The sequence below is a fragment of the Streptomyces sp. NPDC024687 genome, assembly GCF_055559055.1.
On record NZ_JBVHLJ010000013.1, the window covers coordinates 1 to 13450 of the forward strand.

Sequence of the window (13450 nt, forward strand, 5' to 3'; positions counted from 1 at the left end):
GAACTCCAGACCCTTCTCGCCGCCTGGACCGGTGCCTGCCCCACCTGCCACCGCGACATACCCACACCGATACGGACCTGACCAAGCCCTACTAGCGCCGCATCACGGCAGTATTCGCCCTGTTGCGATGTGACGCGCCGCCCGGGTGATGGCTCGGGCGGCGGCGGCCCGCAAGGCTATGCGGGCGGCAGAGCGAGCACGGGTTCGGGAGATCGACGCAGGCGAGGGCAGACGGCTGTTGCGGATCATCCGCCGCGGTACGGAGTCGGTCGTGACATAGAGGAATTGGCAGTAGCTGCCGACTGAGCCACTGACCATCGCAGGTCCGAGGCATCGATCCAGCAAATCGTTGCCACCAAATCTGGAGCCTTGTCGGTTGCTTCGACTGCCAGCAAGGCCCAGTCCCGGCAGTCGGCCACAATCCGACCCCAGGGCAACCGGCGGTCAATCTTCCAGTCGAGGTCCGGACCATGGCCTCCGAAGGTCCCACCGCCGGGCTTGACCTGACTTCGGCGCGGTGAACTGTCGGCCATGCCGGATCCAAGTTCACCAGCGAGCGCCGCAACGCGGCGGCCCGGGGCGGGACCACGACGTTACGGGCACCGAGATCACGCAGTGCACCGCGAAGTGCCACTCCTTCGCTATCGTCCGGGGCTTCGCCTCGCTGGCGAAAGGCTTCATGGGCTCGCTGAAGTTCCGGCACCGCACACTGGATCTCCAGGCCAAGGCTTCGGCCGCCCGCGAACGGTGGAGTTCTCGCTGTCCGGCAGGTCGATCAGCACGTCTCCCGGCCGTGGCTCCTGCAGCGCAGTGAAGACCTCAATGGCACACAGCTGTGCGGCGTGGGCGTAGCGGGCGGCGAGGTCACCGCATGCGGTGGCCAGTCGGGGTGGGCCGATGACTTCGATCTCGGTGTCGAAGCGGCCGATGGCGGCGGCGAGTCCGGTCCATGACCAGGAGCCAAGGATGAGCCGGCAGCGACGGGAGCCGAGTTCCTCAACGATTCCGTCCCGGGTGAAGGGCGCGACATCGGCGATTCCGTCCCGGGTGAAGGGCGCGACATCGGCGGCCGGGAGGCGGAGGATGACTTCGCCTTGGCAGGGCCAGTCGGTGGCGGTGCCGTCGTCGTTGCCGCGGAATCGGCTGGTGATGAAGGTGGAGACGGTGCCGCCGGGGAGGTCACGAGGGGTGAAGCGGGGGCCGGTGGGTGTGCGGGGCCGGATGCGGTCGACGCGGAAGGTACGCCAGTCCTCGCGGTGGTGGTCCCAGGCCACGAGGTACCAGCGATGACGCCAGGTGACCCAGGTGGTGGGGTTGTACGCGGCGGACGTCATCGGCCGAGGTGCTTGGGGCGTAGTCGAAGCGCAGTTCCTCGCGGGCGTGGATGGCGCGGCTCAGGTCCATCAGGACCGGGTCTGTGTAGCGAGCGGAAGACTGCGCAGCGACAGTGCGCTCGGCGCTGGCAGCGCTCCGTGGGCCGCCTCGGCGCGGAACGACTGGAGCAAGTACGCCACCAGACGCCGGGACGCCGCGCGGTCACCTGGCAGTGCCGTGACCAGACCGCAGTGGGACAACAGGGCCAGGGCAAGGTCGGAGGGGTGGAAGTCGGGCCTGAGCGCGCCCGCCGCCTGAGCCCTGCGGACCAGGATCATGAAGTCCCGCTCGGCCTGTTCCCGTAGCCGCGCGTGTTCTCGCGTACTGTCCGGAAAGGCCGCGACGAACGCGGCCGGGAAGCCCCGTTCCTCCCGTTGTAGTTCGCAGACCGTCTCGACCAGCCGTTGGAAACCCTGCCACGGATCGGGGTCGGCCAGCGCCTCGGTGAGCGCCCGAGCACAGGCGTCCATCTGGTGCGCGAACGCGGCCCGCACCAGGGCGTCCCGCGTCGGGAAACGCCGGTACAGCGTCGCCACGCCGACCCCCGCCCGTCGGGCCACGGTCGCCATGGGCGCGTCGATGCCGTGCTCGGCGAAAACCACGCGGGCAGCCGAGAGGATGCGCCGCCGGTTGAGCCGGGCGTCCGCACGCAGACTGTCCTGCCCCGCGATCCGAGAGGATTCCCCCACCGCTGTCTCTCACCTCCGGTCAAATGGACGATCTCGTCCGCTTGCCAGCCTACGCTCGGCGCCACGATCCCCCCGCACGGCCACTGGTGGCGAAGGTGAGAACCCAACGATGGACGACCGCACGATGAAAGCCGTACTGTTCGACCGCTTCGGCGGCCCCGAGGCGCTGTATGTGGGCCGGTTGCCACGCCCTGGACCGGCACCCGGCGAGGTTCTCGTGCGCGTGCACGCGTTCAGCGTGAACGCCGTCGAACTGGCCGCCCGTTCCGGTCGGGCCCGCCTCCTCACCGGCCGGAAGTTCCCGCAGCGCATCGGGCTGGACTTCACTGGCGAAATCGCCGCACTCGGCACCCGCGCGACCGGCGTAGCGGTCGGCGACCAGGTGTGGGGCGTCCTGGGCCGCAGCTCCGGATTCGGCAGCGCTGCCGAGTACGTGACGGTACGGCCCGAGCGGCTCGGCCGGGTCCCGGACGGGCTGGACCTCGTGGCGGCCGCCGCGCTGCCGGTGGCCACCACGGCCGTCACGGCCCTCCGCGACAAGGCCGCGCTGCGCCCCGGCGAACGGCTGCTCGTACGGGGTGCGGCGGGCGGTGTCGGCAACGCCGCCGTCCAGCTCGGACAGGCGTACGGCGCCGAGGTCACGGCCCTGGCCCGCGCTGCCAACCTCGACTTCGTCCGTACGCTCGGTGCCCACCATGCCGCCGACCACCGGACCGTGTCCCCCGCGGAACTGGGACTGTTCGACGTGGTCCTCGACACGGCGGGCACCGACCTGCGTAGCCTACGGCGGCTGCTGAAGCCTGGCGGACGCATGGTCACCATCGCCCTCGACCTGACGCGGCCCGCCGCCTCGCTGGGCTGCATCGCGGCCAGCGCTGTCCACGGACGCGGCCGGGTGCGCTTCTTCAGCGGCAACCCCCAACGTGCGCTCTTCGACGACCTCGCCCGCCAGGTGACGGAGGGGAAGCTGCGGCCGGCGGTGGACACGGTCTTCCCGCTGGAAGAGACAGCGGCGGCACACCGGGCGCTGGAGGCGGGCGGGGTGCGGGGCAAGTACGTGGTCAGGGTCGACTAGCCGTACTGCAGACGAGCCAGGCAGCAACAGCACCCGGTGGGAACGTCCGCCCGAGCGCACATCCCAAGGGGATGCCAGGCTGCTTCTTCGAGCGCTTGAAGAGGGCCTGGCGCAGTGTGGTAGGGATCAGCTACAGGTCGGTGTGGCACTGGGGAAAGCGACGGCCTTCATCGTCCGGGGATTGGCACAGGTGCGGGTTCATCGTCCTCGTCGCCTTGCGCCCGCCAGGCCTCGCGCCTCTGTCCCAGCCGGGCTTACGTGTCTGCTGCCGGGCGCGTTCCTGTTCCCGTTCCTGCTGTTCCTGGCGTCGGCGTTCGGCGTCGCGGTGTGCCCAGGCGTCGTGGTGGTCCAGGTTGGCCGGGGCGTCGGTGAGGGTCGGCCCGATCCGCGGTGCCGGGGAAGGCAGGCGTGCAGCTCGCGCCGAGCGGCTACCGCGCCGCCAGGACCGGAGCTCCCCGGCACGTGCGGGGAGAAAGGCAGTCGACCCGGGACGTCGGTGATGTAGAGGACTCGCACTGACCTCTTCCTTCGTCAATGTTGAGGAGACGGGTGCGCGCGGCCTGATGCGCGCTTACCCGACGTGACGGGAATTCCCTGTCACCTGCTCACTGCGGAGAACCAGCATGAAGATGCGCACACTCGGCCGAACCGGCATCCGTGTCAGTCCCTACTGCCTCGGCACCATGATGTTCGGTCCTGCCGGGAACCCGGATCCTGACGACTGCCGACGCATCGTGGACCGGGCCCTGGAAAGCGGGATCAACTTCATCGACACGTCGGACGTCTATGGCGGTGGCGAGACGGAGACGATCGTCGGGACCGCCATCAGAGGCCGTCGGGACGAGGTCGTGCTGGCCACCAAGTTCACCGGTCCGATGGGCGAGGACCCGAACCGCCGGGGCGCGTCACGTCGGTGGATCGTGACTGCCGTCGAGGAGTCCCTGCGCCGACTCGACGTGGATCACATCGATCTCTACCAGATCCACCATTTCGACCCCGAGACAGACCTGGACGAGACCCTCTCCGCCCTCACCGATCTGGTCACCAGCGGAAAGGTGCGGGCGATCGGCTCATCGAACTTCCCCGCATCGACGATCGTCGAATCGCAGTGGATCTCCGAACGCCGCGGGTTCGCACGACTGCGAACCGAGCAGCCGACATACTCGATCCTCGCCCGTGGCATCGAGCGCGAGGTGCTGCCGGTGTGCGGCGAGTACGGCATGGGAGTGCTGACATGGAGCCCGCTGTCTTGGGGTCTTCTCACCGGCAGGTACCGCCGGGATCAGCAGACCCCCGTGACGGCGGGCCGTATGGCGTGGGGACCCCGTCATATGACCGATCCGCACAAATTCGACGCGATCGAGGAACTGGTCCCGCTGGCGGATTCGGCCGGCTTGCCGATGACGCACCTGGCGATGGCGTTCGTTGTCGCGCACCCGCAGGTCACGTCCGCGATCATCGGACCCCGAACACTCGACCAGCTCGAAGACCTGCTCGACGCAGCGGAGACACGCCTCGATGACGATGTCCTCGACTGCATCGACCGGATCGCCCCTCCCGGCACCGATATCGGTGTGATGGACGTCGGCCATCGGCCGCCCGCGATCGAAAACGCAGCCCTACGGCGTCGCCCGGCGGCCGACCGCAGTGCTGCATAGGGCTCGTAACAGGATCTTGGACGAGTCTTCTTTAGCCGCTTCGGTGTCGATGATGGGTGGTTGACGGAGCGGGGCGGTTGGCCCAGTCTTGATCGGCTTGGAGCCGTCGAGAGGGCAACAGGCATGACTGAGCACGGGAACGTCTACGTCGACATGGTCGGTGACCTGTTTCACCCGGGGCACGTCGCTCTACTCAGGGCCGCGCGAGCTTTCGGGGAGCGGCTGATCGTCGGAGTGCTCTCTGACGAGGATGTGGCCGCGTACAAGCGCAAGCCCATCATGACGCTGGCGGAGCGGGTGGAGGTGATCGAGGCATGCCGGTACGTCGACGTGGTGCTTCCGAACGCGCCCTACCGTGTCACGAACGAGTTCCTGGACCGGCACGGCATCGACGTGGTCGTGCACGGGGACGACCTCACGGCTGACGCGCTCGAAGAAGTCTTCGGTCCAGTGGCCGACGCGGGGAAGCTGCGCCTTGTGCGGTACACATCCGGCGTCTCCACGACCGAGCTCATCCGACGGTGTCGTGCGGCGTCCCCTTCATCAGGGGGCATGGCGACCTCATAAGCTCGTAACGCGGTCCTGCGATCTGGCCTTCTTTAGCCGCCTGAAGCAGATGAGGCTGCAGCCCAACAAGACGAAGGCTTCGTGGAGTTCGAGGCGTCGTTCCCAGCGGACGGCGAGGCGTTTGAATTGGTGAAGCAGGGCGAAAGTTTGCTCGACGACATAGCGGATCCTGCCCAGGCCCTTGATATTCGGGGAGCCCTTGCGGGAGATCACCGGCAGGATCCGGCGCCTGCGCAGTTCGCGGCGCATGGCCCGGGAGTCGTACGCCTTGTCGCCGAGTACGGCATCGGGACGTCGGCGGGGACGGCCGGGACGTGCGGCCACCGGCGGGATGCCGTCGACCAGGGCGAGGGTCTGGGTGATGTCGTTGACGTTCGCGGCGGTGGTGATGACGTGCAGCGGGGTTCCCTTCCCGTCGCAGATCAAGTGGTGTTTGCTGCCAGTCTTCCGCCGGTCGACCGGTGACGGGCCAGTTGCGGCTCCCCCTTTTTCGCGCGGACATGGGAACCGTCTACGCACGCGCGGGACCAGTCGAGTTCACCAGCCGCGTGCAGCTTCGCGAGCAGGATCCGGTGCAATTGCCTGAAGACGCCTGCCTGTTGCCAGCGGTCCAGGCGGCGCCAGCAGGTCTGTCCGGAGCCGAACCCTAGCTCCGGGGGCAGGAGTTGCCAGGCGATGTCCTGGTGCAGGACGTACAGGATCCCCTGCAGACAGAGCCGGTCGTCCACCGGCTTCGGCCCTGGCGACCGCTCGGGCCAGGGCGGCAGCAGAGGCTCGATCAGCTCCCACAGGTCATCGTCCACGATCCAAGGCCGAGTACTCACACAGCCATCAACGGCCAGATCATCACACTGGACACGCTCGACCAGCACACTCACTGAAGATCGCGTTACGAGGTCTTACGAGCGTCCCGGGGAAATCCGGGTCCCTATCGGTTACTTCCCACTCGTCGCCGCCCGGCAGTATCGCGATCCAAGGAGGTGGTGAGGCCAGCAGGTTCCCGACGAAATCCAGGGCACTAGCGAAGGAGCGCCAGAGGGGATCACGTTCCCAGACGAAGCCCTGCTGAATGTCCCACTCGCCCAGCCCTGGAGCATCCCGGCCGCTACGCCGCCACCGTCCCCGCCCCGGTGGCCGGTGACGAGGAGGACCGCCGCGTCAGCGAAGAGGCGTTGCAGGTTCTGCTCGACGTCCTCGCCGGTTTCGGCCTGCCCGACGCGCGCGTGGTCGACTCCGCACGCGCCATGCGATCAGCACTCCACGGGTTCGTCACCCTCGAGGGCACCAATGGCTTCCAGATGCCCCGCGACGTCACGCGGAGTTTCCACTTCCTCATCGACACCCTGATCGCCGGCTTCCAGGCGACCCTCCTGACCGCGCCTTTGAAGGATGACATGGCCGCCACCGACCCCTCCCCCTCCAGCCCCCAGGCATCAAGCACCGTGAGGACCAAGACGCAACGGCCGCCGGGGCACGACTACCTCCGAGGCGGCGTGCGCGTCGCCGCCGAGGTGACCGCTTGGGTGTGCACCCCCTGGGCCCTGTGGCCGCACTCCATCCCGCTGGCGATCGGCGCCGTCGTGCTGCTGATCGGGCTGCCCGCCATATTCAGCACCCCGGGCGACCGGCCCGGCGCAGAACCACCCGTCGCGGTGCCGGGCATCGTCACCATCCTGCTGGTCGTGCTCCACCTGGTGGCGGCGGCAGCCTCCGCGTGGGCACTGTGGGGCACATGGATCGCCGCAACAGTGACTGTCCTGTGCCTGGTCGTCCCGTTCACCGAGCTACCACGCTGGCGAGCTCTCCTGAGCGCGACCCACGATCGAGCTGAGCGCCCAGCACGCCGGTGACCGCCCGAGCACGGCCTTGCTGGAGGACGCTCATCGGTGTTCAGGTCCAGCCACAGCAGGCTGGCACGAAGGCACCTCGTACATGCAGCCCGTTTCCGCACGCCGGAAGACATCGCCAGATTCCTCGCCCCGGACAAAACCAAGATCAAACCGACGTGTTGATTCCCGGCAGGCCCTAAGTTGTGTGATGACAGTCGGCGGATTCGGCGGAACGCTCGGCAGAAAGCCAGTGGAGGGACCGATCGTGCGAGCACGGCCAGCGCCGCGCGGACACGGCTGAGACCGACCGCGTCCGCGTCTTGCGCCACTGGCCTCAGGCGGTAACGAGCACGTCTTCCGCCACCTTCGCAGTGTTGACGAGGGCGACATTGGACTGGTCAGCGATGTTGTTGGCGAGGGTGTTGCCATTGCTGTTGCCATTACTGCTGGTTGAACCGTCGTTGCCGGCGTTGGCGCCTTGGTTCTGGCTGCCGATCAGGAGGGCACCGACGTTTTCCCCGATGGTGTTGGCCGACGCGGGGGCGGCCGTGGCAATGAGAGCGGCGCCGGCGACGGCCGCGGTTCCGAGGGCTCGGGTGAAGATCTTGGGCATGCACGGGGGCAACGACTGCTGCGAGCGGTCAGACACGGGCGATTTGAGAGAGCCTTCCTTCTCGTTGAGACGGCCTTCCCGAAGCGCGCAGGCTGCTGGTGTCTGCTGACCCGGGGCCGCAAACGCCACAGGCCCCGGCGGAAGAATCGTCCCCGGGGCCCGGTGTGTGGAGTCGTGCTGTTCAACGACGGTGCGATGCCGGCGTCACGGGGGTGCGCGTATCCGTCGGCGCGTTCAGCTCCCCGCCCTCTTGGAGGGCGACTAAGGTGCACGGCCGCTCCGGCCGGCCCGCGGTCTCCGTGTTTTCGGCTTTATGGTTTCGGCCGCCGCGCGGCGGTGCGGGAAACCGGAGGTGGGGGGCCGGCGGCCACCGGAGATCGTCGACGAGAACGTGGCCGCCTACGAGAAAACCCGCGACGCGCTCACCGTCGGGGCGCCGATCACCGTCGAGGGGACGATGGAGTACGCGCCCCAGATCATCCACAGCATGGTCACCGGCACCCCGCGCACGGTCTACGGCAACGTCCCCAACCGGGCCCTGATCGACAACCTGCCGACGCACGGCGTCGTGGAGGTGCCGTGTCTGGTGGACTCACTCGGCGTCCAGCCCACCCGCGTCGGCTCTCTGCCACCCCAACTGGCGGCGCTCAACCGGACGTACCTGAGCGCGAACGACCTGGTGGTGCGGGCCGCGATCGAGAACGAGCCGCGGCACATCAAGCATGCGGCGATGACCGACCCCGCCACAGCCTCCACCCTCCCCGTCGAGGACATCTGGCGCCTGTGCGACGACATGGACCGGCCCGGTGCCCGAGAACCACCGGCGGAGGCGTGCCCGGGCCGTGGTGCGGTGCAGCCACAGGAAGGCGACTTCCACGAAGCAGCCCGGTGTCTTCCGCTCACCGGTTGGGACGGACCAAGCGATTCAGCGGTGCCATGCCGCGTTCGACTCCATACACAACGCCATTCCGGCTGAAGTCTCTTGGCGTTGCTTCCACCGCGGCGAGGAATCGACGGAAGATGAAGCCATGGCCGACCGTGATGATTTCCTGGCGTGGGTCAAGACCGCCCTGTACGAGGCGGAGCTTGCGCTGCACAACGGCAATGCGGACCCCCGCCGGGCGCTGTGGTCGCGCAAAGAGCCCGTGAGCGTCCTGGGAGCGTGGCGCAACGCCAGCGGCCAGCAGGAACTCGACAAGCTCTTCACTACGCTCGGCAAGAGCTTCTCCGAGTGCACCTCGTACGTGTTCGACCTTCAGACGTACGACGTGTCGGGGGACATGGCCTACACAGTCGGTCTCGAGCACACCTCCGTCTCCGTCGACGGAGAACCGCGCACCTACACATTGCGGGCCACACAGGTGTGCCGCCGCGAAGAGGGCGAGTGGAAGGTCGCCCATCGCCATGGCGACACGGTGCCCGGGTGAGTGGATCGAGTACTCGACTCGGATGCAGCGCATCTTGGGCGCGCCCGCAGCACGGTGTCGGCGGCTCCGGGAAACGGAATGACGGCAACGACGTCACCGCGCCCCGAGCCGACCGCACAGGGACAGATCGCAGTGCCGGCCGTGCTCGCCGAACCTCGAACCGCTCGTGGAAACCAGTCAACTCTTGTGGGCGGAGACGTCGTGGATCGCCGAAAGGTACATCGGGCGCGGGCCTGCGCTCAGGTCGTCGCCAGTGCCTCGGTGGGGGTCAGCCGTGAGGCGCGGATCGACGGGTAGACGCCGGCAGCCATGCCGACCAGGACCGCACCTGCGAATCCGCTGCCCACTGCGGTCGGGGGAATGACCGGCGGCCAGTCCTGGTAGGCGGCGTAGCCGAGGACGGCCAGGCTGCCCAGCAGGGTGCCTGCCGCACCGCCCAGGGTGGAGAGGGCGACGGATTCGGTGAGGAACTGGATTCTGATCTGGCCCCGGTTGGCACCCAGGGCTCGACGCAGTCCTATCTCGCGGCGGCGTTCGAGGACGGATATGAACATGGTGTTGGCCACCCCGATGCCGCCGACTAGCAGAGCGACTCCCGCGAGTCCCAGGAACAGGGCCGAGAAGGTGTTCTCGGTCGCCCGTTTCGCGGCCAGGGCGTCGGAGGGCCGGCTGACCTGCACGACACCGGGCAGCTCCGGATTGATGGTGGCGGGCAGAACCCGGCGTACGTCCTCGATCGCGTCTTCTCTTGCCTTGACGTAGATCACCGTTGGATGTCCGTCGAACCGGAGCTGTTTACGGGCGGCCTCCCAGCCGACCAGTACTGAACGGTCGAGGTCGGGGGCAAGCGTCACCGGGTCCAGGATCCCGATCACGGTGAACCAGCGTTTGTCGATGTAGATCTGCGGGGCGGGATCATCCGGGTCCAGCTCGGCGAACCCGAGCCGGGAGGCGGCTTCGGAGCCGAGGACGGCAGTCGGGAGTTTCTCGGTGGCGGCGTTGAGGAACTGCCCCGATCCGACTGTGCCGTTGACCGCTTGGAGCACGTTACGCCTGGCCGCCAGCACGGCCAGGCCGCTGTATTCGCCGGCGTCGATCCGGTCGGAGCGGTGGACGGCGGCGTGGGTGTTGGCGACAGCGCTGCTGACAGTGACGGGGGCGATGCGGCCGACCATGTCCACCGACTCCTCGGGGAGGAGTACCGGCGGATCTGCGCCCGGTGTCGGCCTGGCTTGCAGCGCGTTGGTTCCCAGGGCCACGAGTTCCTCCATCAGTGCCTTCTGGCTGGAGGCGGGAATCCCCGTCACGACGATCATTGTGGCGATGCCGATGGAGATGCCCAGGGCGGACAGCGCCGCCCTGACCTTGCGGGTACGGATGCCGAGGAGTCCGAGGCCCAGCAGATCGGCCGGTGCCAGCCGTACGGGTTTCGTACCTGCGACGAGCCGGCTTCCACCGCCCGCCGTGTCGGCCCCGGGGCGGGCCCGACGGCCGACGGGCCCACCGTGCGCCCGTCGGCGGCGTCCACCGCCTTCGCCGGTGGTGGGCTGTGTCGGTGCTTCGGTCATGCGTGGCTCCGCGTCAGCGTGTCGGCCACAATCCGGCCGTCCAGGATCTCTACTCGGCGGGGCAACTGTTCGGCGATGCCCCGGTCGTGGGTGATGAGCGCGATGGTGGTTCCCTCTTCGTTCAGTCTGGTCAGCAGCTCCAGGACCGCCCTGCCGTTGGCTGTGTCAAGGGCTCCGGTCGGCTCGTCGGCCAGGACCAGGGACGGTTCGTTGACGAGGGCGCGGGCGATGGCGACTCGCTGCCGCTCCCCGCCGGAGAGCTGGTGGGGCAGGTGGCCGACACGGTGGGCGAGCCCGACCCGGCCCAGTGCCTCGACCGCCAGTGGACGCCGCCGGTGGCGGCTCACCCCGGCGTAGAGCAGCCCGGTGGCAACGTTCTCCGCGGCGGTGAGCCCATCGGTGAGGTGGAACTGCTGAAAGACGAAGCCGAGCCAGCGGCCGCGCAGGGCGGACAACTGCCGGTCGGAGAGCGCGGCAATGTCCTGGCCACCGATTTCGACGGTGCCGTGGGTCGGCCGGTCCAGCGTGCCCATGACGTTGAGCAGAGTCGACTTTCCCGATCCGGAGGGGCCGACGATGGCGACCAGTTCGCCTTCGCCGATGGTGAGCGATACCTCGTCCAGTGCGGTGACTCCGCCGGGGTAGGCCATGCTCGCGTCGCGTACGGCCAGCACCGGCGGGGCTGCGGGAAGACTCACGAGGCCGTCACCACCCTGGTGCCTTCCTCGACGTGCGGTCCGGTGATCTCGACCATGCCCTTGGCGAACATCCCCAACTCGACGGGCCGGAGCGGCCCGTTCTCCACCTGTACCGCGTAGCCGCCCTCGGACAGGGCCAGCAAGGTGCCGACCGGAACGGCCAGTACGCCCTTCTTCGTCTGTCCGGTGAACCGCACTTGGACCGCGGCGGAGTCGATGTCCGCCACCTTGCTGGCGCTCGTCCTGGCCAGCGAGACGGTCACCGTCACCTTGGCCGGCCCGGCGGCTCCTTCCGGGGCTCCTTCCTCGGTCTGAACGACGGTCGAGATGACCGAGACCTCTCCGGGGACCTCCGAGGCGTCGGGCAGCTTGATCGTCACCTTGGCGCCCTGTTTGACCGAGGCGATGTCGGGGGCGTCCACCGGCACGGTTACGGATTTGGTGGTCGCGGTGAGAGTCATCAGCTCGCCGGTGGCGGCGTCGGCGCCCAGCTGGGTTTTGACGGAGCTGACGCGAACGGCGCCCTGTGTCACCACGATGTCGCTCACGTCGAGTACGCCGGTCGCTGCCGCTCCCGTGGCGGTCTGCCAGCGCCTGACCGCGTCCATGAGATCCGCAGTGAGTACTCCGTCCCCCTCTTTCACCTTTGTTTCCTCGCGGGCGGAGGCTGTCGGCGTCGGCGCTTCGGCCTCGTCGGTCCGCCCGTCGGGGGCACCGCTGGTCTTTGCTTCGGGCGCCGCCGACGCATTCGGGGCGGCCGGCCCGGGCACTGGAGTGGCGACCTTCCGGACCGTGCTGCCCACACCTGGCTGGGAGCCAATGTTGTATCCGAGTGCCCGGAGATTGTCGGCGATCACCTTGATGTCGCGGCCGACCAGGCCACGTGTGTCCAGTCTGCGGAACATTGGTGTGCTGCCGTAGAACACGCGTACCGGCCGGTCGTCGATGCGGTAGAGCTGTTCGTTCCGGTCGACCTTGGCGCCCGGGGCCGGCAGCCAGGTAACTCTGCCACTCGCGGCTCCCTGAACGCTGAGCGGGGTTCCGTAGCCCAGGGTGCCGCTCAGCTCCATCTCATTGGACAGGTCCGTTCTGATAACCGCGACGGTGCGCACTTTCGTTGTCTTCTTGACCGCGGTGCCCGCTCCGCTGTCGTCAGCGGCCCACTTGGCAGCGCCGACACCTGCTGCGGCCACTGCGAGGGCGGCCAGGGCGGACAGCCACCGCCGCCGGCCCTTCGCGGGTGTAGCGTCGCCGGTCCTGGAGACAGCTCGCTTACTTCTTGCCACCGAACGCCTCCACCTCGCACTCCTTCTCGATCCTGTTGTAGTTGGGGGGCAGATTGCCTACATAGTTGTAGCCACTGCCGTCCGGGAGCGCGTTGGTCTTGACTCCTCGCTTGTCCATGCACTGGAGCTGCTCGCGGAAGTCGTCCATGTAGTGCGGATTCTTCTCCTTGTCCAACTCCGGCGGCTGAATGGGCTTCTTGGCCTTGCAGGCTTCCGCGGCACCGCGCATGGAGGGTGACTTCGTCTCAGGAAAAACCCATTCGCTTCCGGGGTCGAGGGCCCCTCCGCTCTTCGAATACGTAGGCACACCGTTCTTCTTCAGGCAGGCCGAATACGCATTGTTGATGAGCCGCTGTTCCTCTTCCGTGCTGTCCAGGCGGAGTTGAACACCCTCCGATCCGGGAGCAGTCGTCTTCCTGTCGGCCGTACCGGCCTTTCCCGGCCCGTCGAGGGAGGCCACATCGGACTTCTGGCCGCTGTCGTCTTCTGCCTTTGATCCACCACAGCCAGTGATCAGCGCGAGAGTGGCAATTCCGGCGAAGAGACCGACAACGGGCGAGCGCAGCAGACGGGTTGTCCGTGGCCCGGAGGTGAGGTTCGTCATGACCGCCACTGTGAGCGGTAGTTATGAAGATCTCGACAGGACGATGACAGGATCCTGACTCA

12 protein-coding genes and 2 pseudogenes are annotated in these 13450 nt (G+C 67.9%); 6 read left to right on the forward strand and 8 right to left on the reverse strand.

The features are described from left to right. Positions 1-836: 836 nt before the first annotated feature. Positions 837-1416 (reverse strand): annotated as a pseudogene (locus ACZ39I_RS36460) (helix-turn-helix transcriptional regulator); the annotation flags it as partial. Beyond that, positions 1404-2063, reverse strand: a complete 660-nt coding sequence (locus ACZ39I_RS36465) for a TetR/AcrR family transcriptional regulator (RefSeq protein WP_467249304.1) — start codon at positions 2061-2063, stop codon at positions 1404-1406. The pseudogene ACZ39I_RS36460 and the gene ACZ39I_RS36465, both read right to left, overlap by 13 nt. Positions 2064-2172: 109 nt before the next feature. On the opposite strand from ACZ39I_RS36465, the gene ACZ39I_RS36470 reads away from it, so the two are divergent. From ACZ39I_RS36470 to ACZ39I_RS36480, 3 genes are all read left to right on the forward strand, one after another. After that, complete coding sequence (locus ACZ39I_RS36470; RefSeq protein WP_467249306.1) at positions 2173-3138, forward strand: NAD(P)-dependent alcohol dehydrogenase; 966 nt, start codon at positions 2173-2175, stop codon at positions 3136-3138. Between the two features lie 623 nt (positions 3139-3761). Then, positions 3762-4796 carry an aldo/keto reductase gene (locus ACZ39I_RS36475; RefSeq protein ID WP_467249308.1) on the forward strand — a complete coding sequence of 345 codons (1035 nt, stop codon included), beginning with the start codon at positions 3762-3764 and terminating at the stop codon, positions 4794-4796. 60 nt (positions 4797-4856) lie between these two features. Further along, positions 4857-5363 (forward strand): adenylyltransferase/cytidyltransferase family protein, encoded by a 507-nt coding sequence (locus ACZ39I_RS36480; RefSeq protein WP_467249310.1) that lies wholly within the window; start codon positions 4857-4859, stop codon positions 5361-5363. Here ACZ39I_RS36480 and ACZ39I_RS36485 read toward each other — a convergent pair. Beyond that, positions 5358-6169, reverse strand: a protein-coding gene (locus tag ACZ39I_RS36485; protein ID WP_373430905.1) for an IS5 family transposase whose coding sequence is annotated in 2 segments (ribosomal slippage) — positions 5358-5867 and positions 5870-6169 — 810 coding nt in all. Because the reading frame shifts where the segments join, the coding sequence is not laid out codon by codon here. The two genes, ACZ39I_RS36480 and ACZ39I_RS36485, sit on opposite strands and share 6 nt — an antisense overlap. 282 nt (positions 6170-6451) lie before the next feature. Here ACZ39I_RS36485 and ACZ39I_RS36490 point away from each other — a divergent pair. Beyond that, a complete protein-coding gene (locus tag ACZ39I_RS36490) occupies positions 6452-7213 on the forward strand; it encodes a TetR-like C-terminal domain-containing protein (protein ID WP_467249614.1) in 762 nt (253 codons plus the stop codon). A 313-nt stretch (positions 7214-7526) separates the two neighbouring features. Here the strand turns inward: ACZ39I_RS36490 and ACZ39I_RS36495 are convergent, their stop codons facing one another. Beyond that, the gene (locus ACZ39I_RS36495; RefSeq protein ID WP_467249312.1) at positions 7527-7805 is read right to left on the reverse strand and encodes a hypothetical protein; all 279 of its coding nucleotides are present in this window, start codon (positions 7803-7805) and stop codon (positions 7527-7529) included. Positions 7806-8181: 376 nt separating this feature from the next. On the opposite strand from ACZ39I_RS36495, the pseudogene ACZ39I_RS36500 reads away from it, so the two are divergent. Both ACZ39I_RS36500 and ACZ39I_RS36505 read left to right on the forward strand, forming a co-directional pair. Further along, positions 8182-8607, forward strand: a pseudogene (locus ACZ39I_RS36500) (family 4 glycosyl hydrolase); the annotation flags it as partial. A 226-nt stretch (positions 8608-8833) separates the two neighbouring features. Beyond that, complete coding sequence (locus ACZ39I_RS36505; RefSeq protein WP_467249314.1) at positions 8834-9232, forward strand: YybH family protein; 399 nt, start codon at positions 8834-8836, stop codon at positions 9230-9232. A 239-nt stretch (positions 9233-9471) separates the two neighbouring features. Here the strand turns inward: ACZ39I_RS36505 and ACZ39I_RS36510 are convergent, their stop codons facing one another. From ACZ39I_RS36510 to ACZ39I_RS36525, 4 genes are read right to left on the reverse strand one after another with little or no spacing between them, the layout of a single operon-like run. Then, complete coding sequence (locus ACZ39I_RS36510; RefSeq protein ID WP_306972151.1) at positions 9472-10800, reverse strand: ABC transporter permease; 1329 nt, start codon at positions 10798-10800, stop codon at positions 9472-9474. Further along, complete coding sequence (locus tag ACZ39I_RS36515; RefSeq protein ID WP_306972166.1) at positions 10797-11450, reverse strand: ABC transporter ATP-binding protein; 654 nt, start codon at positions 11448-11450, stop codon at positions 10797-10799. The genes ACZ39I_RS36510 and ACZ39I_RS36515 overlap by 4 nt, the downstream gene beginning before the upstream one ends. 44 nt (positions 11451-11494) lie before the next feature. Next, positions 11495-12784, reverse strand: coding sequence for an efflux RND transporter periplasmic adaptor subunit (locus ACZ39I_RS36520; RefSeq protein ID WP_467249316.1), 1290 nt, complete (start codon positions 12782-12784; stop codon positions 11495-11497). Continuing rightward, positions 12771-13388: a hypothetical protein gene (locus ACZ39I_RS36525; protein ID WP_352392028.1), complete on the reverse strand. Its 618-nt coding sequence runs from the start codon at positions 13386-13388 to the stop codon at positions 12771-12773. Before ACZ39I_RS36525 ends, ACZ39I_RS36520 begins: the two co-directional genes overlap by 14 nt. Positions 13389-13450 lie beyond the last annotated feature (62 nt).

Bases quoted from the DNA above. Each gene is read 5' to 3' on its own strand.
- ACZ39I_RS36495 (WP_467249312.1), bottom strand. From the start codon at position 7,805: ATGCCCAAGATCTTCACCCGAGCCCTCGGAACCGCGGCCGTCGCCGGC.
- ACZ39I_RS36515 (WP_306972166.1), bottom strand. From the start codon at position 11,450: ATGGCCTACCCCGGCGGAGTCACCGCACTGGACGAGGTATCGCTCACC.
- ACZ39I_RS36475 (WP_467249308.1), top strand. From the start codon at position 3,762: ATGAAGATGCGCACACTCGGCCGAACCGGCATCCGTGTCAGTCCCTAC.
- ACZ39I_RS36525 (WP_352392028.1), bottom strand. From the start codon at position 13,388: ATGACGAACCTCACCTCCGGGCCACGGACAACCCGTCTGCTGCGCTCG.
- ACZ39I_RS36470 (WP_467249306.1), top strand. From the start codon at position 2,173: ATGGACGACCGCACGATGAAAGCCGTACTGTTCGACCGCTTCGGCGGC.
- ACZ39I_RS36510 (WP_306972151.1), bottom strand. From the start codon at position 10,800: ATGACCGAAGCACCGACACAGCCCACCACCGGCGAAGGCGGTGGACGC.
- ACZ39I_RS36505 (WP_467249314.1), top strand. From the start codon at position 8,834: ATGGCCGACCGTGATGATTTCCTGGCGTGGGTCAAGACCGCCCTGTAC.